This window comes from Microbacterium sp. HM-570, assembly GCF_054165885.1.
This window is the reverse complement of record NZ_CM135111.1, coordinates 879,536-899,109: the sequence shown is the minus strand read 5'-3', so window position 1 is coordinate 899,109 and position 19,574 is coordinate 879,536. Positions and strand designations below refer to the sequence as shown.

General features: G+C 68.1%; 18 protein-coding genes, 1 tRNA gene and 1 pseudogene. 14 read left to right on the top strand and 6 right to left on the bottom strand.

Features of this window, described 5'->3' with window-relative positions; genetic code table 11:
- Nucleotides 1-85: 85 nt before the first annotated feature.
- The 7 genes from ACT9TC_RS04220 (at nucleotide 86) to ACT9TC_RS04190 (ending at nucleotide 6,733) form a co-directional block, all read left to right on the top strand.
- The gene (locus ACT9TC_RS04220; protein ID WP_458042175.1) at nucleotides 86-532 is read left to right on the top strand and encodes an FtsB family cell division protein; all 447 of its coding nucleotides are present in this window, start codon (nucleotides 86-88) and stop codon (nucleotides 530-532) included.
- Nucleotides 533-575: 43 nt separating this feature from the next.
- The gene (locus ACT9TC_RS04215; RefSeq protein WP_458042174.1) at nucleotides 576-1,091 is read left to right on the top strand and encodes a DUF501 domain-containing protein; all 516 of its coding nucleotides are present in this window, start codon (nucleotides 576-578) and stop codon (nucleotides 1,089-1,091) included.
- Complete coding sequence (locus ACT9TC_RS04210; RefSeq protein WP_458042173.1) at nucleotides 1,088-2,371, top strand: S8 family peptidase; 1,284 nt, start codon at nucleotides 1,088-1,090, stop codon at nucleotides 2,369-2,371. Before ACT9TC_RS04215 ends, ACT9TC_RS04210 begins: the two co-directional genes overlap by 4 nt.
- 127 nt (nucleotides 2,372-2,498) lie before the next feature.
- The gene (locus ACT9TC_RS04205) at nucleotides 2,499-3,914 is read left to right on the top strand and encodes an NAD(P)/FAD-dependent oxidoreductase (RefSeq protein ID WP_458042859.1); all 1,416 of its coding nucleotides are present in this window, start codon (nucleotides 2,499-2,501) and stop codon (nucleotides 3,912-3,914) included.
- 40 nt (nucleotides 3,915-3,954) lie between these two features.
- Nucleotides 3,955-5,259 (top strand): non-hydrolyzing UDP-N-acetylglucosamine 2-epimerase, encoded by a 1,305-nt coding sequence (gene wecB, locus ACT9TC_RS04200; protein ID WP_458042172.1) that lies wholly within the window; start codon nucleotides 3,955-3,957, stop codon nucleotides 5,257-5,259.
- A 15-nt stretch (nucleotides 5,260-5,274) separates the two neighbouring features.
- Nucleotides 5,275-6,669 (top strand): glycosyltransferase family 2 protein, encoded by a 1,395-nt coding sequence (locus ACT9TC_RS04195; protein ID WP_458042171.1) that lies wholly within the window; start codon nucleotides 5,275-5,277, stop codon nucleotides 6,667-6,669.
- Nucleotides 6,660-6,733 (top strand) — tRNA-Leu (locus ACT9TC_RS04190). The genes ACT9TC_RS04195 and ACT9TC_RS04190 overlap by 10 nt, the downstream gene beginning before the upstream one ends.
- A gap of 89 nt (nucleotides 6,734-6,822) precedes the next feature.
- On the opposite strand, the gene ACT9TC_RS04185 is transcribed toward ACT9TC_RS04190, so the two are convergent.
- Nucleotides 6,823-8,094, bottom strand: a complete 1,272-nt coding sequence (locus tag ACT9TC_RS04185) for a DUF222 domain-containing protein (RefSeq protein ID WP_458042170.1) — start codon at nucleotides 8,092-8,094, stop codon at nucleotides 6,823-6,825.
- A gap of 227 nt (nucleotides 8,095-8,321) precedes the next feature.
- Between ACT9TC_RS04185 and ACT9TC_RS04180 the strand changes: the two are divergent.
- From ACT9TC_RS04180 to ACT9TC_RS04165, 4 genes and pseudogenes are all read left to right on the top strand, one after another.
- Nucleotides 8,322-9,505, top strand: a pseudogene (locus ACT9TC_RS04180) (alanine racemase).
- A complete protein-coding gene (locus ACT9TC_RS04175; RefSeq protein WP_458042169.1) occupies nucleotides 9,502-10,815 on the top strand; it encodes a D-arabinono-1,4-lactone oxidase in 1,314 nt (437 codons plus the stop codon). The pseudogene ACT9TC_RS04180 and the gene ACT9TC_RS04175 overlap by 4 nt, the downstream one beginning before the upstream one ends.
- An 86-nt stretch (nucleotides 10,816-10,901) precedes the next feature.
- Complete coding sequence (locus ACT9TC_RS04170) at nucleotides 10,902-11,471, top strand: LemA family protein (protein ID WP_458042168.1); 570 nt, start codon at nucleotides 10,902-10,904, stop codon at nucleotides 11,469-11,471.
- A 37-nt stretch (nucleotides 11,472-11,508) separates the two neighbouring features.
- On the top strand, nucleotides 11,509-12,399 hold the full coding sequence (locus ACT9TC_RS04165) for a M48 family metalloprotease (RefSeq protein WP_458042167.1): 891 nt from the start codon (nucleotides 11,509-11,511) through the stop codon (nucleotides 12,397-12,399).
- A 67-nt stretch (nucleotides 12,400-12,466) separates the two neighbouring features.
- Here the strand turns inward: ACT9TC_RS04165 and ACT9TC_RS04160 are convergent, their stop codons facing one another.
- Both ACT9TC_RS04160 and ACT9TC_RS04155 read right to left on the bottom strand, forming a co-directional pair.
- Nucleotides 12,467-13,414, bottom strand: coding sequence for an Rv0361 family membrane protein (locus ACT9TC_RS04160; protein ID WP_458042166.1), 948 nt, complete (start codon nucleotides 13,412-13,414; stop codon nucleotides 12,467-12,469).
- Nucleotides 13,411-14,727, bottom strand: a complete 1,317-nt coding sequence (locus tag ACT9TC_RS04155; protein ID WP_458042165.1) for a winged helix-turn-helix domain-containing protein — start codon at nucleotides 14,725-14,727, stop codon at nucleotides 13,411-13,413. The genes ACT9TC_RS04160 and ACT9TC_RS04155 overlap by 4 nt, the downstream gene beginning before the upstream one ends.
- A 92-nt stretch (nucleotides 14,728-14,819) precedes the next feature.
- On the opposite strand from ACT9TC_RS04155, the gene ACT9TC_RS04150 reads away from it, so the two are divergent.
- A complete protein-coding gene (locus ACT9TC_RS04150) occupies nucleotides 14,820-16,046 on the top strand; it encodes an AI-2E family transporter (RefSeq protein ID WP_458042164.1) in 1,227 nt (408 codons plus the stop codon).
- Nucleotides 16,043-17,293: a threonine ammonia-lyase gene (gene ilvA, locus ACT9TC_RS04145; RefSeq protein ID WP_458042163.1), complete on the top strand. Its 1,251-nt coding sequence runs from the start codon at nucleotides 16,043-16,045 to the stop codon at nucleotides 17,291-17,293. The genes ACT9TC_RS04150 and ilvA overlap by 4 nt, the downstream gene beginning before the upstream one ends.
- A gap of 92 nt (nucleotides 17,294-17,385) precedes the next feature.
- Here the strand turns inward: ilvA and greA are convergent, their stop codons facing one another.
- The gene (greA, locus tag ACT9TC_RS04140; protein WP_458042162.1) at nucleotides 17,386-17,877 is read right to left on the bottom strand and encodes a transcription elongation factor GreA; all 492 of its coding nucleotides are present in this window, start codon (nucleotides 17,875-17,877) and stop codon (nucleotides 17,386-17,388) included.
- A gap of 118 nt (nucleotides 17,878-17,995) precedes the next feature.
- Entirely contained in the window at nucleotides 17,996-18,391 is a 396-nt protein-coding gene (locus tag ACT9TC_RS04135) for a DUF4307 domain-containing protein (RefSeq protein ID WP_458042161.1), read from the bottom strand.
- Between the two features lie 71 nt (nucleotides 18,392-18,462).
- On the opposite strand from ACT9TC_RS04135, the gene ACT9TC_RS04130 reads away from it, so the two are divergent.
- A complete protein-coding gene (locus tag ACT9TC_RS04130) occupies nucleotides 18,463-18,834 on the top strand; it encodes a hypothetical protein (protein ID WP_458042160.1) in 372 nt (123 codons plus the stop codon).
- A 21-nt stretch (nucleotides 18,835-18,855) separates the two neighbouring features.
- Here the strand turns inward: ACT9TC_RS04130 and trhA are convergent, their stop codons facing one another.
- A complete protein-coding gene (gene trhA, locus ACT9TC_RS04125) occupies nucleotides 18,856-19,524 on the bottom strand; it encodes a PAQR family membrane homeostasis protein TrhA (RefSeq protein ID WP_458042858.1) in 669 nt (222 codons plus the stop codon).
- Between the last annotated feature and the right edge of the window lie 50 nt (nucleotides 19,525-19,574).

The window sequence follows — 19,574 nt, the reverse complement described above, 5'->3', positions numbered from 1 at the left end:
ATCCGCTTCGCGGCCCTCCCCGTCGCGTCCGCCCGGGCGCCACGCCGCTACGCGCCGCGTCGATGTTCGGGGCTGGCTCGGCGGGGTGCGCCTCTCGGGTTTCATGGTCGTGATGATGAGCCTCGTGGTGCTGGCGGCGTTCGTGCTCGTGCCCACCTTCGGCAACTTCGTACAGCAGCGGCAGTCGATCGCCGCGCTCGAAGCATCCGTCGTCGCTGGTCAAGAAGAGGTCGAGCAGCTCCAACAGCAGCAGGAACGCTGGGGTGATCCCGCCTACATCACGACACAGGCGCGCGAGCGGCTGTATTACATGCGTCCCGGCGAGGTCGCCTACCTGGTCGTGAACGATCTTCCCGCCGATCTGCAGCCGACGACGGAGAAGCCCGTGAGCGCGGACGTGGTCGAGACGCCGACCGACTGGATGACGCAGCTGCTGGCATCGGTGACGACCGCTGGCCTCGCCCAGACGGTGATGGGACCGACGATCGGTGTGCCCGACCCCGAACCGTCCAGCGAGAGTCCCGCCCCGTAGGAGACGGACCTTTCTCTGCATGTTCGGCGGATACCCTAATGAGGTGACGACACCGCCCTTCGCCGCGCCCACCGAGGCCGAACTCGCGGTCGTCGGCGCGCAACTGGGCCGGCCCGCTCGAGGAGTCCTGGGCATCGCCGCGCGCTGTGTGTGCGGAAACCCGACGGTCGTCGCCACGTTGCCGCGTCTGCCCGACGGTAGTCCGTTCCCGACGTTCTACTACCTCACGCATCCGGCCGCCACGGCGGCGATGAGCGAGCTCGAAGCGACGCACGTCATGGCTGAGCTGCAGGATCTGCTGGTCGAAGACGACATCGCCGCCGAGTACGCCCGCGCGCACGCCGCCTACCTCGTCGACCGATCGAACTATGGCGAGGTCGACGAGATCGCCGGCATCTCGGCGGGCGGAATGCCGGTCCGCGTGAAGTGCCTGCATGCCCTTGCCGGTCACGCACTCGCGGCGGGACCGGGGGTCAACCCGATCGGTGACCGGGCACTCGAGCGCTCGCGCTGGTCGCCCGCCGTGTGCGAGTGCGAGACGCCGGGTTCGGTTTCGTGAAGGCCTCACGTGTTCTTGCGTTGCTGCTCGCGACGGTTATCGCCGCAACGCCTGTCGTCTTCGGCCCCCCGGCCGCGGCATCGCCTGTTCCCGACGACACGGCAGATCCAGTGCGCGCGGCGGAGTATTGGCTCGATTCGCTGGGCGTCCGCACTGCCTGGCAGACGACCCGGGGCGCGGGGCAGACGATCGCGATCATCGACACGGGCATCGGTTCGGGTCCGCCCGAGTTCCAGGGTGCGGTTGCGGGTGGAACGGATGTCTCGGGTCTCGGCAGCTCGGACGGTCGCACGCCCGTCGGGGTCGTGGACTCCAATCACGGGTCGTGGGTTGCGTCGCTCGCCGCAGCGCGCGGAACGGCCGATGGCAAGGGGATGGTCGGGGTGGCCCCCGACGCGGAACTGCTGTCTGTCTCGCTCGGGTTCGGATCATCCGCCCCCGTTCCGTTCGTCGAGCAGGTCTCCGAGGCGATCCATTGGGCGGTCGACAACGGCGCGACTGTCATCAACCTGTCCTTCACGACGAACACGCTGGGGTGGGACCCGCTCTGGGACAGCGCGTTCGAGTACGCGTTCGACAACGATGTCGTCGTGGTGGTCGCGGCGGGCAATCGCGGAACGGGCACGACGCGTGTCGGAGCTCCGGCGACGATTCCCGGGGTATTGACAGTCGGCGGCGTCGACCCGCAGGGCAACGCCAGCGTCGAGGCATCCACGCAGGGCATCACGATCGGAATCTCGGCGCCCAGCGAAAAACTGCTGGGTGTGTCGGCCGACGGCCGCATCGTCGAATGGGGCGGCACGAGCGGCGCCGCGCCCATCGTGGCCGGCATCGCCGCGCTCGTGCGCTCGGCGCATCCCGAGCTCGACGTCGCCAACGTGATCAACCGGATCATAACGACGGCCAAGCCGGCCGCGGGCACGGATCCCCGGCTCTACGGCGCCGGCATCGTGGATGCGGCGGGCGCCGTTTCGGCCAATGTCGCCACGGTGACCGAGAACCCCATGGGGAGCCTCCAGGAGTGGATTCGGCTCTACCGCCGCGCGGACTCGGGACCGGCGCCCGATCAGACCGCGGTCCCCGTCGAGGTGGAGGCGTTGCCGCCCGCGGATGCGGCGACACCGGCCCGTTCGCCGCTGCTGCCGTCGCATGAATCCCTGATCTTCGGCTCTCTCCCGCTTTTTGCGATAACCATGGCTGGTATCCTGGTGTCGCTCGGCGTCACTGCAGCTGCCCGGCGAGTCAGAACGGCGCGCGATTCACGCACGCCGAGCAGTTGAACTGTCAAGGAGTTCCCTTCACGTGACTAACACCGTGCCCGCGACGAACACCGAGTCCACGAACACGGACCCCACCAACACTGGGCCCACCGACACGGGGCCGACGAACAGCGTTCCGAAGATTCTCGTGGTCGGCGGCGGCTATGCAGGCTTCTACACCGCGTGGAAGCTCGAAAAGCACCTACGCAAGGGTGAAGCCGCCGTCACGATCGTCGACCCCCTTCCGTACATGACGTACCAGCCCTTCCTTCCGGAGGTCGCTGCGGGATCCATCGAGGCGCGTCACTCCGTCGTCGCCCTCCGTCGTCATCTGAAGCGCACCAAGGTCGTCACGGCGAAGGTGACCGGTATCGACCACGCGCACAAGACCGCCACGATCACGCCCGCCGTCGGCGAGCCGTGGCAGGAGCAGTACGACCAGATCGTCGTCACCGCCGGCGCCGTGTCGCGCACGTTCCCGATCCCGGGCATCGCCGACAACGCGATCGGGCTCAAGACGATCGAAGAGGCCGTCGCCATCCGCGACAAGCTGATGTCGAACTTCGACAAGGCCGCGCTACTTCCCCCGGGCCCCGCGCGCGAGCGTCTGCTCACGGTCGTCGTGGTCGGCGGCGGTTTCGCCGGTATCGAGGTGTTCGCCGAGCTGCGCTCGTTCGCTTCGGCGCTGCTGAAGAACTACCCCGAGCTGACCTTCGACGAGACTCACTTCCACCTGATCGAGGCGATGGGGCGCATCATGCCCGAGGTCTCGCTGAAGTCCAGTGAGTGGGTGCTTGCCGACCTGGCCAAGCGTGGTGCGTACGTGCACCTCGACACGCAGGTCACGGGTGCCGTCGACGGCAATGTCGAACTGTCGACCGGCGAGGTCATCCCGAGCGACATCATCATCTGGACCGCGGGCGTCATGGCGAACCCCGAGGTCGTCCGCGGCGGCGACCTGCCGGTGGAAGAGCGCGGACGCATCCGTACGCGTCCCGACCTGCGCGTGGGTACCGATGACGAGATCGTCGAGGGGGCCTGGGCCGCCGGTGATGTCTCGGCCGTTCCCGACCTGACGGGCGGGGGTGTGGGCGGTTACTGCGTGCCGAACGCTCAACACGCCGTGCGCCAGGCCAAGCTTCTCGCGAAGAACCTCACCGCCGTCCTGCGGGGCGAGCTTCCCGAGAACTACATCCACAAGAACCTGGGCGCTGTTGCGGGTCTCGGCCTCTACAACGGTGTGTTCCAATCCAACAAGATCGCCATCAAGGGCTTCCTCGCGTGGCTTGCGCACCGTGGTTACCACATGCTCGCGATCCCGTCGTGGGAGCGCAAGCTCCGCGTCTTCGGCGGCTGGTGGAACAACTTCTGGCTGGGCCGCGACCTCGTGAACCTCGAGACGGTGCAGACGCCGCGGTACGTGTTCGAGGAGTTCGCGGCGCGTCCGCGTCCGGCTCAGGCTGCGCCGAAGACGGATGCTCCGGCACCCGCCGCGGACAAGCCCGCCGACACTGTCACGGGTGCGAAGTCCGCCCCCGCGAAGAAGGCGGCGGCTTCCCGCTGACCTCCGGGCTCGCGGGCTCGCGAGTCGATAACGTGGGCGCATGGAAGAGACCACGCCTCACGACAAGCTGCATGCCGTATTCGTCGTCGGCACGCGCCCCGAGGCGATCAAGATGCTGCCGCTCATCGTGGCGGTGCGTGATAGCACGCGTTTCGAGCCGATCGTCGTGTCGACGGGGCAGCACGCGGAGCTCGTCGCGCACGTGCTGGCGATCGGCGGCATCACCCCGGACGCCACGTTCGATCTGCCGCCCGCCCCGCGTACGCTGAACACGCTGTTCTCGGCCGTGCTGGTGCGGCTCGAGGCGTTTCTTCACGACCGTTTCGGTCCGCCGCTCCCGCCCGCCGAGGCGCCGTACGCCACCGGCTACCCGGCCGCCGCTTTTGTACACGGCGACACGACGAGTGCCGCGGCATCTGCTCTCGCGTCGTTCCATCTGCATCTACCGGTCGTGCACGTCGAGGCGGGCTTGCGCACGAACGACACCCTGTCGCCGTTCCCCGAAGAGCTCAACCGTCAGCTGATCAGCCGGATCGCCGCGTGGCACCTGGCCCCGACGGAGCGGAACAAAGAGAACCTGATCCGCGAGCACATCGCCGGTTCACGCATCTTCGTGACCGGCAATACCGCGATCGACGCCCTGCACATTGCGGCGAGCCTCGATGTGCCCTACGAATATCCCCAGCTCGCGGATCTCGAGGACGTGGATGGCCCGCGGGTCGTTGCCGTCACGGCGCATCGCCGCGAAAACTGGGGCGCGCCGCTCGAGCGCATCGCGGATGCCGTCGGGATTCTCGCGATGTCGCACCGGGATGTCCGGTTCGTCGTCGCGCTGCATCCGAATCCGGATGTCGCGGCCGTCATGGTCGCGCGTCTCTCGAACGAAGAGAATGTTTCGCTCGTGGGGCCCATGGGCTACGAGCAGTTCGCGAAGCTGCTCAAGCGCGCCACGATCGCCATAACCGATTCCGGTGGCATTCAAGAGGAGGCCCCCTCGCTCGGCACACCCGTCATCTGCGTTCGCGAGACGACGGAACGGCACGAGGGGGTCGAGGCGGGAACGGTGCAGTTGGTCGGCACCGACACGGCGCGGATCGTCGCGGCCGCATCCCGGCTACTCGACGACGATCGCGCCTATGCTCTCGCGATCGGTCGCCGCAATCCCTACGGCGATGGAAAGGCCGCCGAGCGCATCGTGCGGGGACTCGAGCACGTCATCTTCAACACCCGTCCGCCGCAGCCGTTCGGGCCCCCGGGCTTCGACCGGCTCTCGGTACTGCGCGCGGCGGGCAGCGAGGATCCGATCGAGCTCGGCCTCGTGCATCCGTGGGGCGACTCCTGGTGAGCGAGGCGCTTGTCCGTGTTCTTTGACATCTTTGCGGGCCTGCCGCTCTGGGTGCAGGTGCTGTTCTGGATGGTGCTGGCGATCACTGTGTCGTCCTTCGTATCGGTCACGACACTGCTCGTGCTCGCGGCGCGTTTTCGGGGTCGGGTACGCGGTGACGTGCGTCGTGACCCCGGCGGGGCCGGCGAGGAGCGCTTCCTCTGGGTGTTCCTCGTTCCGGCGCTCAACGAGGAGGTCACGATCGCCGACAGCGTCGCGCGCCTGCGACACGTTGCCGCGACACACGCGATGTTTCTGGTCATCAACGACGGCTCCGACGACCGCACGGGCGAGATCCTTGCCGGGATGGACGATCCGCGCTTGAACGTCCTGACCCGCGCCGCCCCGCACGCCCGTGAGGGCAAGGCTGCCGCCCTGAACGCGGCGTACGCGCATGTCCGCTCGGAGCTTCGCGAGAACCCGGCCCTCTCGATGTGGGACGAAGACCACGTGATCGTCGCCGTGGTGGACGCCGACGGTCGACTCGATCCCGAGGCTCCGCGATCGGCCGCGCGGCACTTCCACGACGGCCGCGTCGGGGGAGTGCAATCCCTCGTCCGGATCTACAACCGGCGCGGATGGCTCACCTGGGCGCAGGACGTGGAGTTCTCGTCCTTCGGGCTCGTCTTCCAGGCCGGTCGTGCGTGGTGGGGAACGGCGAACATGGGCGGTAACGGCCAGTTCAACCGCCTGTCCGCGCTGGCGAGTATCGACGACGGTTCGGGCCCGTGGCGCGATCGGCTGACCGAGGATCAGGACCTTGGCGTGCGACTCATTCAGGCCGGATGGGCCGGGGTGCAGGACAACTCGGTCGCCATCGACCAGCAGGGCCTCAACTCGCTCCGCCGCCTCTACCGCCAGCGGGTGCGCTGGGCGCAGGGTAGTTGGCAGGCGCTCGCGCTGCTGCGCGGCGTCCCGCGTCTGCGGGTGCCGTTTCTCGCCCGCGTGGACAACGTCTATTACCTGCTCACGCCCGCGCTTCAGTTGCTGACGGGATTCGCGCTAGTCGTGTCGATAGTCTTCGCCTTCCTGAGCGGGGTGCCCTACCGGCCCTCGCACTGGTGGATCCTGATCTTCTTCATGACTCTGTCGTTCGGGCCCGGCGTGGTTACGCTCGCGTTGCGCGGGGGCCGCTGGTATTCGCCGTTTGTGGCCCTCGTGCTCGTCATTCCGTACACGGCGTACTCGTGGATCGTGTTCCCGGTGCTCGCCGTCGGGTTGTTCCGACAGCTATCCGGGCGGCGGTCGTGGGCGAAGACGGCGCGAGAGACGCAGGGGATGGATGTTTCGCGCTCGGCTGATGCCACTGCGGTCGGGGATACTGGAGGGGACCGCGGTGCAGAAAGCGGCCGCAAGGTCACGCCCCCGTAGCCCAATCGGCAGAGGCAGGCGACTTAAAATCGCCCAAGTGTGGGTTCGAGTCCCACCGGGGGTACTGCTGGGACCTGGAGCAGCTGCCGTGGAGCCCTCACTCCCTGACGGCGCAGCGGGTCACTTCGACAGGCTCAGTGACCGGAGCCGCCGTCAGAATGGGGGTGGATCCGTGTTCGGGGTGAAGATGGCCAGCGCGGGTGGTGGTTTGTCGATATAGACATGGCCACCCGGCGACGTCCACTCGAGAACTCCGCCGCCGAGTTGTCTGACCGTCCAGGCGGTCTCGCCCTTCAGGGTGTGGTGTCGTTTGCACAAGCAGGCCAGGTTGCAGCAGGCGGTTTCGCCGCCGAGCGCGTAGTCGAGGGTGTGGTCCCGGTCGCACCGGTGGGCGGGTTGCCGGCATCCAGGGAATCGGCAGTGCTGATCCCTCGCCCGCAGGAACCGTTTCATGTCCGCGGACGGTGTGTAGCGGTCGACGGCGAGCACGCACCCGGTGATCGGGTCAGCCAGAACCCGATCCCACCCCGTCGCGTGACCTGCGAGCTGGCGGGCCGTGGCCGGGTCGATCGGGCATCGGCCCACCAGTTCGGCCGGCTCGTCGGTCACGCCGGCCAGCGCCAGCGCGGGCACTGTGACGTTCACGATTCCGCGGATCGCCCCGAGACCACCAAACCCGTCCGAGAACCCGGCACCACCGTCCGCGGTGGGCGTGGTGGTGAGGAGCATGTCCGCGACAAGGTCCGCACGAATCTGATCCACGGTGCGACTGTCGGTCGGGTCGGCGTTCTTGATCGCCTGGGCCTGCTGCGTGATCCGGTCGTGCATCCCGTGGGCGAGGACGGCGGGTTGGATGGTGCTGAACTCCGCCATCCCATCCCCGATGTCCCGAACACACGCACCTCGCGACGCGCGCGCCTCTTGGTGCCGTTCCGCGAGCGGGCGCGGCTGCAGGGACTCCGCAAGCCGCGCGAGCGACGCCCCGAGGCGTCCCGGCGTTGTCCCTTCAGCCCGGACCAGCGCTTCACGTTCGAACACGGCCCGCGCGTCAGGATCCGTGAGTGGTAGGCCGTGTTCCATGATCACCGCGACATGCCCACCAGCGACCCGTCCTTCATCCCACGCGTCGAACGTGGCTGGGAACGACTCCTCCAGCACCGCGGCATCGTTCATGCGGCGTTGCACCGTCCGGTCGGACATGTTCGTTGCGGCCCCCAGTTCCGCCGCCAATGAACGAAAAGGCAGTTCCGCCTCGCGCGACGAGGGCGAGGCGAGTTCCGCGACCCGGTGCATCCCCTCCGCGGCTGCCTCCGCGAAAATGCGGGCCAGTGCGGCCTGTCCTTGCTCGGCCACACGCATCGCCTCAGCGCACCGGACCGCGAAGTCCCGAGCTTTGACATCAACCCCACGAGTGTTCGAATGCATGTTCGAAACTCTACGGATGACCACCGACATTCACGCCCCGAAAAGCCCCCAAATCACGCCGAAACCACACCGAGAAGATGAGAGTTTTCACACACACAGGGCACCGCAATTCGCTCAGCGGTCGCGATGACCGAGCGGAACCGAACTTCACGCGGCTCTAGGCTGGGGGCGTGCTCGATCTGACGGCGCCCACGCCCCCTGACCCGGTTGGCGATCCCACGCCCTGGATGAGGCCGGCGGCGTACTGGCCACGGCTCACCGCCGCCACAGCCCACCTGCCGGCCCCGGTGGGCGCCCTCGATCTCGGCGCGCTCCGCTACAACGCGCTCGACATGCTCGTTCGCGCCGGCGGAGTCCCGATTCGCGTGGCGAGCAAGTCCGTGCGCGTCCGTGAGGTTATCGACGCCGTGCTGCGCCTTCCGGGTTATCGGGGCATCCTGGCGTTCACGCTCGCGGAAGCACTGTGGCTCGCCGAGACGCACGACGACGTCGTCATGGGATATCCGAGCGCCGACCGAGCGAGCCTTGCTCGAATCGCGTCCGACGACCAGCTGGCGTCCCGCGTGACCCTCATGGTCGACGATCCCACGCAGCTCGATCTCGTCGATGCCGTCGCAGCTCCCGGTACGCGCCCCCGGATCCGCGTCGCGATCGACGCGGATGCGTCGTGGCGCGCGCCCGCGCTGGGGCACATCGGCGTGCGTCGATCGCCCCTCCACACCGTCGCCGAGGTGCGGGAGTTCGCTCAGGCCATCGCCATCCGGCCGGGCTTCGACCTGGTCGGGCTCATGATGTACGAAGCTCAGATCGCCGGCCAGCCCGACCACGACGGCCGCGGCGACGGGGTCATCCGGTGGATGCAGGGCCGGTCGATCGCGGAGTTGCGGGAGCGACGGGCGCGATCGTCGCCGCGCTCTGCGATATCGCACCCCTGGAGTTCGTAAACGGCGGCGGCACGGGATCGCTCGAACTGACCGCTGCCGACGCCGCGGTGACCGAGGTCACCGCGGGCAGCGGGCTCCTCGCCGGACACCTCTTCGATCGCTACCGCGCCTTCGCGCCGGCACCGGCCCTCGCCTTCGCGTACGACGTGGTGCGGCGGCCGACACCCGATATCGCAACGATCCTCGGCGGCGGATGGATCGCGTCGGGACCGCCGCTCGCTTCCCGCCAGCCGCTGCCCGTCTGGCCCACGGGCCTGTGCGCGCTCGACCGGGAGGGCGCGGGTGAGGTGCAGACGCCGCTGCAGGGTGAAAGCGCGCGAGCGCTCGCCGTCGGTGATCGGGTGTGGTTGCGGCCCTCCAAGAGCGGCGAGCAGTTGGAGCGGACCGACGAGGTCCAGCTGGTGGATGGCGACGCAATCGTCCAGGCCCTGCCGACCTACCGCGGCGAAGGGCGAGCGTTCCTGTGACCCGCATCGGCGGCACCTGGCGCAACTGGGGCAGGACCGCAGCCGTCCGTCCGCAGCGCGTCGAGCGGCCCGCGGGCACCGCGGCCGTCGTCCGCTCGGTGCAGGCCGCGATCGCGCGGGGACTGCGCATCAAGGCGGTGGGCGCCGGCCACAGCTTCACGGGCATCGCCGTCGCGCCGGGCGTTCTGCTCGACCTCGATGAGCTGAGCGGCATCGTCGAGGTCGATCGTGAGCGGGCGCGCGTTCGCGTCCTCGCGGGTACGCGACTGCACCAGATGCCGCGACTGCTCGCCCCCTTCGGGCTGGCGATGGCGAACCTCGGCGACATCGATCGCCAATCGATCGCGGGGGCGATCTCGACCGGCACGCACGGCACGGGACTGCGCTTCGGGGGCATCTCGACGCAGGTCGTGGGGGCGACCCTCGTGACCGGAACGGGCGAACTGCTCACCGTGAGCGACGACGAGAACGCCGAGATGCTGCCCGCGGTGGCGCTCGGGCTCGGCGCCCTCGGCATCCTGGTCGATGTCACGCTGCAATGTGTACCCGCGTTCGTGCTGCGCGCGGTCGAGCGTCCCGAACCGGTCGATGACGTGGTGGCGGAGCTGACCGCGCGAACCGAGACATCCGATCACTTCGAGTTCTACTGGTTTCCGCACACCGACGTCGCCCTGACCAAGACGAACACGCGTCTGCCCGAGAGCGCGCCTCGCTCGCCGCTGCCGCGCGCCTCGCGTTGGCTGGACGAGACGCTGCTCGCCAACGGTCTTTACCGCATGACCTGCGGGTCGGCGTCTCTCGTGCCCGCGGTAGCGCCCCCGATCAACCGGCTCGCGACGCGCCTGACGGGCGACCGCGAGTACACCGATCTCTCGACGCGCGTGTTCACGCAGGACCGGACCGTCCGGTTCCGCGAGATGGAGTACGCCGTCCCGCTCGAGAATCTCGCCGCGGCATTCCGCGACGTGCAGGCCGCGATCGACGCATCCGGCCTGCGCGTGTCGTTTCCCATCGAGGTGCGCGCGGCAGCGGCGGACAACCTGTGGATGTCCACGGCGCACGGACGCGCGAGCGGATACATCGCCGTACACCGCTACTGGCGGGAAGACCCGACGGAGTACTTCGCGGCGATCGAACCGATCATGCTGGCGCACGGCGGGCGGCCGCACTGGGGAAAGATGCATGCGCTCGGTGCCGCCGACTTCGCCGAGCGCTATCCGCGCTTCACGGACTTCGTGGCGCTCCGGGACCGACTCGACCCCGACCGGCGCTTCGCGAACGCATACCTCGACCGGGTATTGGGCGAATAGTTCCCAGGGGTTCGCCGGGATGCGTCGGTAGGATGGGCCAACGTACGACAACTCGCGTCTGACTACCTCGCTTTCTGGAGACACCCATGTGGGAATGGCTCATTCCGGTCCTGATTGTCGTCGCCCTGATCGCCATCGTCGGCATCTACCTCTGGGCGACGTACAACTCGCTCGTGCAGCTGAACGTGCGCGTCGACGAGGCATGGAGCGACATCACCGTGCAGCTCAAGCGGCGAGCTGATCTACTGCCCAACTTGATCGACACGGTCAAGGGGTACGCCGCGCACGAGCGAGGGGTCTTCGAGAGCGTGACGCGGGCCCGGGCCGAGACGCTCCAGGCGCAGGGCCCCGCGGACGCGGGAGTCGCCGAGGGGCACATGCAGCAGGCGCTGAAGTCCCTGTTCGCCGTTGCCGAGGCATACCCGCAACTGCAGGCGAGTCAGAACTTCCTCCAGTTGCAGCAGTCGATCGTCGACACGGAAGACAAGATCCAGGCATCCCGCCGCTTCTACAACGGTGGCGTGCGCGAGCTGAACACCAAGATCAAGATCTTCCCGAACAACCTCTTCGCCCGGAACCTGGGTTTTCAGGAACGCGAGTTCTTCGAGGTCGAGAACGGCGCCGCCATCTCCGAGCCGCCGCGCGTTCAGTTCTGACGTGACAGCCATCACGGCCTGATCGGGCGGGGCAGCCGTGTACTCCGCGATCGCGCGCAACAAGCGCAACACATGGTTCATCATGATCGCGTTCGTCCTGATCATCGGGGGCCTCGGTGTGCTCGCAGGATGGCTCGCGTCGAACGATTGGTGGATCACCGCGTTCGTCGTGATCGGTGCGGTCGGGTACGCCACGCTGCAGTACTTCGTCGCCGACCGTGAAGCGCTCGCGCTGGCGGGCGCGGTGGAGATTCAGAAGGCGGACAACCCGCGCCTCTGGAACATGGTCGAGAACCTGTGCATCGCGACGGGTACGCCGATGCCGAAGGTTCATATCGTGCAGGATGCTGCGCCGAACGCTTTTGCGACAGGTCGGACGCCCGAGCGGGCGGCGATCGCGGTCACGACCGGCCTGCTCGACATCATGGACGATCAGGAGCTCGAGGGAGTGCTCGCGCACGAGCTCGGACACGTCCGCAACTACGACATCCGGGTTTCGTTGATCGTCTTCGGTCTGGTCGTCGCGATCGGGCTGCTCGCGGACGTCTTCCTGCGGTTGACGCTGTTCGGTGGTGCCCGACGCAGCGGCGGCAATGGCCAGGCGCAGATCGTGTTCCTGATCTTCGGTCTTGTCGCCGCCGTGATTGCGCCCCTGCTCGCGGGTGCCGTGCAGGCGGCGATCTCACGCCAACGTGAATACCTCGCCGACGCGACGGCCGCGCTCACGACACGAAACCCGGACGGGCTGGCGTCGGCGCTCGCAAAACTGCAGGCGCACGCTCAACCGTTGACGAAGGCGAATACGTCGATGGCGCACCTGTGGCTGGCGGATCCGCTGCGTCCGAACGCCCTCGCGCGTCTCTTCTCGACGCATCCGCCGATCCCGGATCGGATCGAACGCCTGCACACCATGGGCGGCAGCTTCTAGCAAACGCGCGAAACTTCACTTATGTCCCTTTTCAGGCGCAAACAAGGACACAGGTGAAGTTTCGCGCTCACCAGGCCTGGAGGATCAGCTCGCTGCCTTCGAAGGTCAGGGCGCCGCGGAGCGTCCAGGCATCGTCGCGGTAGGTGAAAGAAGCGGGTTCGCCCGCGCGGGTCTGGCCCGACACCGTCACCACATACGACCCGCCGCTCGCGATGAAGCCGCCGGTGGCGTCGAGTGTGACAGTAGGAAGCGTCTCGATCCGAAATACGTAACCCTCGGCTCTGGCCAGGTCGGCGCCCCAGGGGATGCTGATGCCGCACGACGCGGGGCTCGTCGTGGCCGGAGTATCCGCCGACGATGCCGTGCACGCCTCGAGGTACGCATCCACGGCGGGCTGTGCCGTCGCGCTCGCGTCCGGTGCGAGCGCAACCTCAACGGTGACGTCCGCCGTTGCCCCGGGAGCGACGACGACCTCCGCCTCGCCCGTCAGGATGCCGGCCGGTGCCGCGACGACATCGTAGACGGCGGGGAGGGCGACCAGGGGCGCGGATGCCTCGAGCACGACATCACCGATCGTCACCGCGTCACCCATCGTCGTCGTTGCCGCGATGCTGCCGAGCGCGTCCGCGTCGGCCAGCCACTGTCCGTCCTCGAGCCGGACCGTGAACGTCACGGCGTGCATTCCACCCGTGAGGAAGTATGCCGCCGAGACTGTCGCCGCGTCGTTCCCGGATGTCTCCACTCCGGCGACCTCGGGGTCGGAGAGGTAGGCGGTTGCCGCTCCGAATGCCTCCAGGGTCGCGGCGTCCGGGAGCGCCGACGAGGTGAGAGTCGCACGAACCTCGTCCGCGTCACCCGAGGCGAGCGCGTCGAGGTACCGCTGTGCGCCGGCCTCGGGCGAGTCACCGCGGGCCGTGAACCACACGACGAGAGCTATCACCGCACCGATGAGGACGAGGACCGCCGCGGCAGTCGCGATGATCGCGCCGCGGCCCAGACGCCGACGGGGGGTCATGAGCCCGATCCCTGCTCGATGGCAGACGCGGCGTCCGGCTCGTCCGTCTGGGGCTCGTCCGGCGCGAGAGACACCGTTTCCGTGCCCGCTTCGTGCCGGGGTGCTCGCAGCACATCGGCCAATGCGCCCGTCGCGTCACCCCAGTTCGCCACTGAGATGCCGTCGAGAGCCTGCCATCGAGCAGCATCCCGCAGGACCTCGGCCAGGCGAGGCGCGGCGTCGGGACGGATCGGACCGTCCTCCCACCACGCCGACTGCACCAGCAACCGCGAACCCGCGCGGTCGGCCTTCAGATCAACGCGCCCGACGAGTTCGTCGTCGATCAGAACCGGCAACGAGTAGTAGCCGTAGCGGCGTCGGGGAGCGGGTGTGTAGATCTCGATCCGGTAGTCGAAGCCGAACATCCGCTGTGCGCGATCACGGAACCACACCATGGGGTCGAACGGCGTCAGGATGGTCGCGGCGTCGATGCGACGGGGAAGCGCTGCGTCGCGATGTGCCCACGCGGGTAGCGGTTTGCCGCCGCGGTCCCAGCCCTCGACGGTGACCGGCACGAGCTCGCCTGCCTCGACCAGTTCGGCCGTCGCGCGCTTGACGGCTTTGCGGTCGCGCAGCCGCCAGTAGTCGTCCAGATCGGCCTCGGTCGCGACACCGTACGCGGATGCTGCGCGAGCGACGAGCTCTCGGATCGCATCGGGACGCTCGATCTCGCGCTCGATCGCTTCCGCCGGAATGACATCCGCGGCGAGGGCGTAACGGCGCTCGAAGCCGCGACGACCCGCGACCGCCACCTCCCCGATCAGCCACAGATACTCGAGTGCCCGTTTGACGCCGTCCCAGTCCCACCACGGCCCACGCGCGCCGCGTCGCGAGTCGTGCTCGATCTCGGCCGGACGGAGGGGGCCGCGGGCGCGGAGCTCGGCGCGCACCCACTCCACGATGGGCAGATTTTCGGCGAACCATGTGCCCGGCGCCGTGAACCGTGCGCGGTGGTCCTCCATCCGGAACCGGAAGAGCTGCCAGTCGGCCGCTGGAATGAACGCGGCGACGTGTGCCCAGAACTCCACATACGGGGCGCGCCGGGCGAACAGCAGACGATCGAGCAGGGCCGTGTCGTAGGGGCCCAGGCGCGAGAACAGGGGCATGTAGTGCGACCGCGCGTAGACATTGACCGAGTCGATCTGCAGCGTGTGCATCCGTCCCAGAGTCGCGTTGAGCTGGCGCGTGCCGGGGGTCGCCGGGACGCGGCGCCCGAACCCCTGAGCGGCGAGCGCCATCCGCCGCGCCTCGCGCGCGCTCAGCGACTGTTTCATCGGCGCCAGCCTATCCCCGGCGTACGACATCCCCGCGGGGATGCTATGCGATGAGAGAGCGCGGGCTTCGTTTCGACTCCTAGACTTGCCGGGTGAACGAAACCCCCGAATCTCTGCGCCGACGACTCGTTGACGTGATTCGGGAGCGCACTGTTTCGAGCGACCTCAGCCCCGCCGTGCCACAGGCGCTGCGCCTCGCCGCGGCATACGCCTGGCGCCTGATCGTCATCGCCGCCGCGGTCGCGATCGTCGTGTGGCTCGTCATCCAGCTCAAGGTCATCGTGATCCCGCTGTTGGTCGCGATCCTCGTCACCGCCCTGCTCTGGCCCGCTTTCACCTGGTTGCTGCGCCGCGGCGTGCCCCGCTGGCTCGCCATCGTGATCTCGGTGCTGAGCACACTCGCCATCGTTTCGGGGCTCATCTGGCTCGTCGTATGGCAGGTAGGGCTGCAGTGGGCAAGCGTGCAGGATCGCACCGTCGAGGCGATCGAGCAGTTCCGCCAGTACCTCATCGACGGGCCCCTGCACCTGACATCCGGGCAGATCGACGACGCGCTCGCACAGGTCTGGGCGTTCACCCAGGAGCAGGCCCAACTGCTGCTCTCGGGAGCGCTCGCGGTCGGTTCCACCCTCGGGCACGTCGCCGTGGGCGCGCTTCTGGCGATCTTCATCCTGCTCTGCACGCTCGCCGACGGCGGGGGCATCTGGCGGTGGACCGTGCGCCTGTTCCCGCGTGCCGCGCGACAGCCCGTTGACGGTGCCGCGCGCGCGGGGTGGGTCACGGTCGTCAATTACGCGCGCACCCAGCTGCTCGTCGCCTCCATCGATGCCGTGGGTATCGGGCTCGGTGCCGCTCTGCTGGGTGTTCCCCTCGCCATCCCGGTCGCCGTTCTGGTGTTCTTGGGAGCTTTCATCCCGATCGTGGGGGCCGTCGTCACCGGAGCCGTCGCCGTCTTCCTGGCGCTGGTCTACAACGGACCGTTCATCGCGGTGCTGATGTTGATCGTCGTTCTGGGCGTGCAGCAACTCGAGGGGCATGTCCTGCAGCCGATCCTCATGGGCGCGGCCGTCAAGGTGCACCCGCTCGGCGTCGTGCTCGTGGTTGCGGGCGGCGCGCTCGTCGGAGGTATTCCCGGGGCACTCTTCGCCGTGCCGCTCGCCGCGTTCGTCAACGTCTTCGCCGTGTACATCGGCTCCCGAGGGTGGGAGAGACCGGATAGCGCGGTGGCGGGCGAACTGATTTGGAGTACCGTGCCACGAACGAAGAACACGCGACCCAGAACTCGACCGACCACCCGACCCGAGGGGACCCAGGCATGACCTCCGTCGAACCGCGCGAGCTGACCATGCCGCTGCTCTCGGAATACGAAGGCGCCGCCGAGGGGCTGCGCGGTGTCGTCAGCCACACCCCGCTTGAGTACTCGCAGCACCTCTCTGAGGTGCTCGGGGTTCCCGTCCATCTCAAGCTCGAGAACCTGCAGCGCACCGGGTCATTCAAGATCCGCGGTGCCGCCTACCGCCTCTCCCGCCTCACGCCCGAGGAGCGTACTCGCGGTGTCGTCGCGGCGTCCGCCGGCAACCACGCGCAGGGCGTCGCGCTCGCCGCCCAGGCCCTGGGGATCCCCGCCACGATCTTCATGCCTCTCGGCGTCCCCGTGCCCAAACTGCTCGCGACGCGCGGGTACGGCGCCGACGTGATCCTCGAAGGCCCGACCGTCGACACGTCGTTGCGACTGGCGGCGGAGTTCGCCGAGCGCACGGGCGCCGTCCTGATCCCGCCGTTCAATCATCGGGACATCATCGTCGGCCAGGGAACGCTGGGGCTCGAGGTCGTGCAGGACATGCCCGACGTCGACACGATCCTGCTGGCCATCGGCGGAGGAGGCCTCATCGCCGGGGTCGCCGGCGCGGTCAAAGCGATGGCAGCCGCCGCGGGTCGCACCGTACGGATCATCGGGGTCCAGGCCGAGAACTCGGCTCCGTACCCGGAGTCCCTGCGAGCCGGCTATCCGATCGAGGTCGAGACGCGCCCGACGATCGCCGATGGCATCCTGGTCAGCCGCCCCGGCGACATCCCGTTCGCGATGATCCAAGAGCTGGTCGACGACATCGTGACGGTGACGGACGACGACATCGCCCGGGCGATGCTGGTGCTGCTCGAGCGGGCCAAGGTCGTCGTCGAACCCGCCGGAGCCGTCGGTGTCGCCGCGATCCTCGCGGGCAAGGTCGAGGCGCACGGGCCGACCGTCTCGGTTCTGTCGGGGGGCAACATCGACCCCCTGCTGCTGCAGCGGGTCGTCGCACACGGGCTCGCGGCATCCGGACGCTACATGAGCATGCGGATTCCTCTGCCCGACCGTCCGGGACAGCTGTCGCGCGTTTCGGACCTGATCGCACAGGCGGGTGCCAACGTCATCGAGGTGCTGCACACACGTCACGGCCAAGGGCTTCAGATCAGCGAGGTGGTGCTGCAGATCAGCGTCGAGACGCGCGGCGAAGAGCACAAGGCGCTGACGTTGCAGACGCTGAAGGACGCGGGCTTCCACCCGGTCGTCGTCCCGGACTGACCCCGGAGTAGCGTTTCGTCTCGCTGCGCTCGCTCAACGACCGGTCATTGAGCGAGGCCCGCAGGGCCGAGACGAAATGACGCTCCCGGGGGCTACTGGCCGGTGTAGGTCTCGACCTTGATGATCTCGACGGTCATCTCGCGACCGTTGGGCGTTGCATAGCTCGTCGTGTCGCCCTCGTTCTTGCCGAGAATGGCGGCGCCGATCGGGCTCGCCTCGCTGTAGACGTCGAGGGACGAGTCCGAGGCCAGCTCGCGGTTGGCCAGGAGGAAGCGCAGTTCGCGCCCGGCGACCTTCGCCGTCACGACGGTTCCCGGCACGACCGTGCCGGTCGAGGTCGGGGCATCGCCGACAACCGCGGTTTTCAGCAGCTGCTGCAGGTTGCGGATGCGCGCCTCGATGCGTCCCTGCTCGTCTTTGGCTGCGTGGTATCCGCCGTTCTCTTTGAGATCGCCCTCTTCGCGGGCAGATTCGATGCGCTTGGCGATCTCTTCGCGGCCGTCCGTCGCGAGCGTCTCGAGTTCTGCGTCGAGGCGGTCGTAGGCGTCCTGCGTGAGGAAGGTCACGGGTGCGTCGGTGGACACGGCGTTCTCCTTCTGTGGTTCGTGTTCGTGCCGGAGCGGTAAGGGTTCAGGGCATCACGTCGCCCATATACCGAACGCCCCGGCATCGAGCCAGGGCGCACGCTGTAATCCGGTCAGCCTAGGGGAGCCAGCAGGAGTTCACCAAACCGGTCGTCGCGAGCCCGACGGTGGGGACGGATACCTCGTAAGCCCGCGCTTCCTCGCCGCTCGGGGGGTACACGACGACCTTCCACCCGACGATTCCGAAGTCCTCGTCGAGGGCTTCGATCGCACACGCGATTTCGCGATCTGCCTGTCCGGTGATCTGGAAAGACACGGTCGCCGTGTACTGATCCACGAGCGAGAATCCCAGGACATCTGCGTCGACATCCGATGCCGCCGTCGACACCGTCGACCACGCGAGCGCGCCCGTCGTGGCGACGGCGAGCACACCGACCGTGATCCAGGCGAACAATCGACGCCGGCCGTTCCGGCCGCGACCGTACCGCTCGTCGAGACGGGCTTGGATCGTCATCGTCTGGCCCCTCTCTTCCGGCTCGGCGACTGGCTCATGGACTGGTTAGGCTAGTAGTACCAGGCTATGCGTTGCCGGGTGCCGCCCGTGCCATCTCGGGATCGGTCGCCGTGCGGAAGGACCCCATGCTCGCGTTCTCGTGGATCGTCTCGATCGCTACGCCCTCACCGACACCGGTCGTTGAGCCGGATCCTGAACTCGTCACACCCGGATTCCTGGGCTTCGCGGTCGTCGCCGTCTTGGTCGTCGCCGTGGTGCTGCTGGTGTGGGACATGCAGCGTCGCATCCGTCGTGCCCGCTACCGTGCCGAGATCGACGCGGAACTCGATGCCGAACAGCAGGCTGCAGCGGCCGTCGAGGCATCGGACACCGACGATCAGTTCGTCGATGGCGCAGACGACGTCCACGATCGCGCAGACGGGGACGCCCCGCCCCGCGTGTGAGGGTACGGCGGCTGTCGGGCGTCAGCCGTAGACGGGGTCCAGCGCGATGATCAGCGCCGCGGTCCAGTGGCAGAGGAACGCGAGCACCGTGCACACATGGAAGATCTCGTGGAATCCGAAATGCCCGGGCCACGGGTTGGGGCGCTTGAGCGCGTAGACGATAGCGCCGACCGTGTAGAGCAGCCCGCCGACGAGCACCAGCGTCATCATGATCGCGTTGGCCGCGAAGAGGTCACCGATATACATGAGGGCGGCCCAGCCCAGCACGAGATAGAGGGCGACGTAGAGCCAGCGAGGCGCGCCGACCCAGAAGACTCGGAACAGGATGCCGATGAGCGCTCCGCCCCACACCAGCGACAGCAGCAGCGTCGACTTCGCGGGGGGAAGCGCGAGCACCGAGATCGGCGTGTAGGTTCCCGCGATGAGCAGGAAGATGTTGGCGTGGTCGATCCGCTTCAGCACACCCTTCGCGCGGGTGCTCCAATCGAAGCGGTGATACAGCGCCGAGGTGCCGAACAACAGCATCGACGTGGCGAGGAAGATCGCTGACGCCCACTTCGCGGTGGTGCCCTCGGCGAGGACGATCAGGACGATGCCCGCGACGATCGCGAGGGGGAAGGTGGCCGCGTGGATCCAGCCGCGCCAGGTCGGCCGGATGTCGATATGCGCGTCGACGGCGGCCGCCTCCATCAGAGGCAGCGACGGGACTTCGGGGGAGTGGGATCGCGGGCGACGGCTCA

Excerpts from the sequence above, each read along its gene's own strand:
- wecB (WP_458042172.1), top strand. The coding sequence starts at position 3,955 with ATGGAAGAGACCACGCCTCACGACAAGCTGCATGCCGTATTCGTCGTC.
- ACT9TC_RS04185 (WP_458042170.1), bottom strand. The coding sequence starts at position 8,094 with ATGCATTCGAACACTCGTGGGGTTGATGTCAAAGCTCGGGACTTCGCG.
- ACT9TC_RS04170 (WP_458042168.1), top strand. The coding sequence starts at position 10,902 with ATGTGGGAATGGCTCATTCCGGTCCTGATTGTCGTCGCCCTGATCGCC.
- ACT9TC_RS04160 (WP_458042166.1), bottom strand. The coding sequence starts at position 13,414 with ATGACCCCCCGTCGGCGTCTGGGCCGCGGCGCGATCATCGCGACTGCC.
- ACT9TC_RS04155 (WP_458042165.1), bottom strand. The coding sequence starts at position 14,727 with ATGAAACAGTCGCTGAGCGCGCGCGAGGCGCGGCGGATGGCGCTCGCC.
- ilvA (WP_458042163.1), top strand. The coding sequence starts at position 16,043 with ATGACCTCCGTCGAACCGCGCGAGCTGACCATGCCGCTGCTCTCGGAA.
- ACT9TC_RS04135 (WP_458042161.1), bottom strand. The coding sequence starts at position 18,391 with ATGACGATCCAAGCCCGTCTCGACGAGCGGTACGGTCGCGGCCGGAAC.
- trhA (WP_458042858.1), bottom strand. The coding sequence starts at position 19,524 with ATGGAGGCGGCCGCCGTCGACGCGCATATCGACATCCGGCCGACCTGG.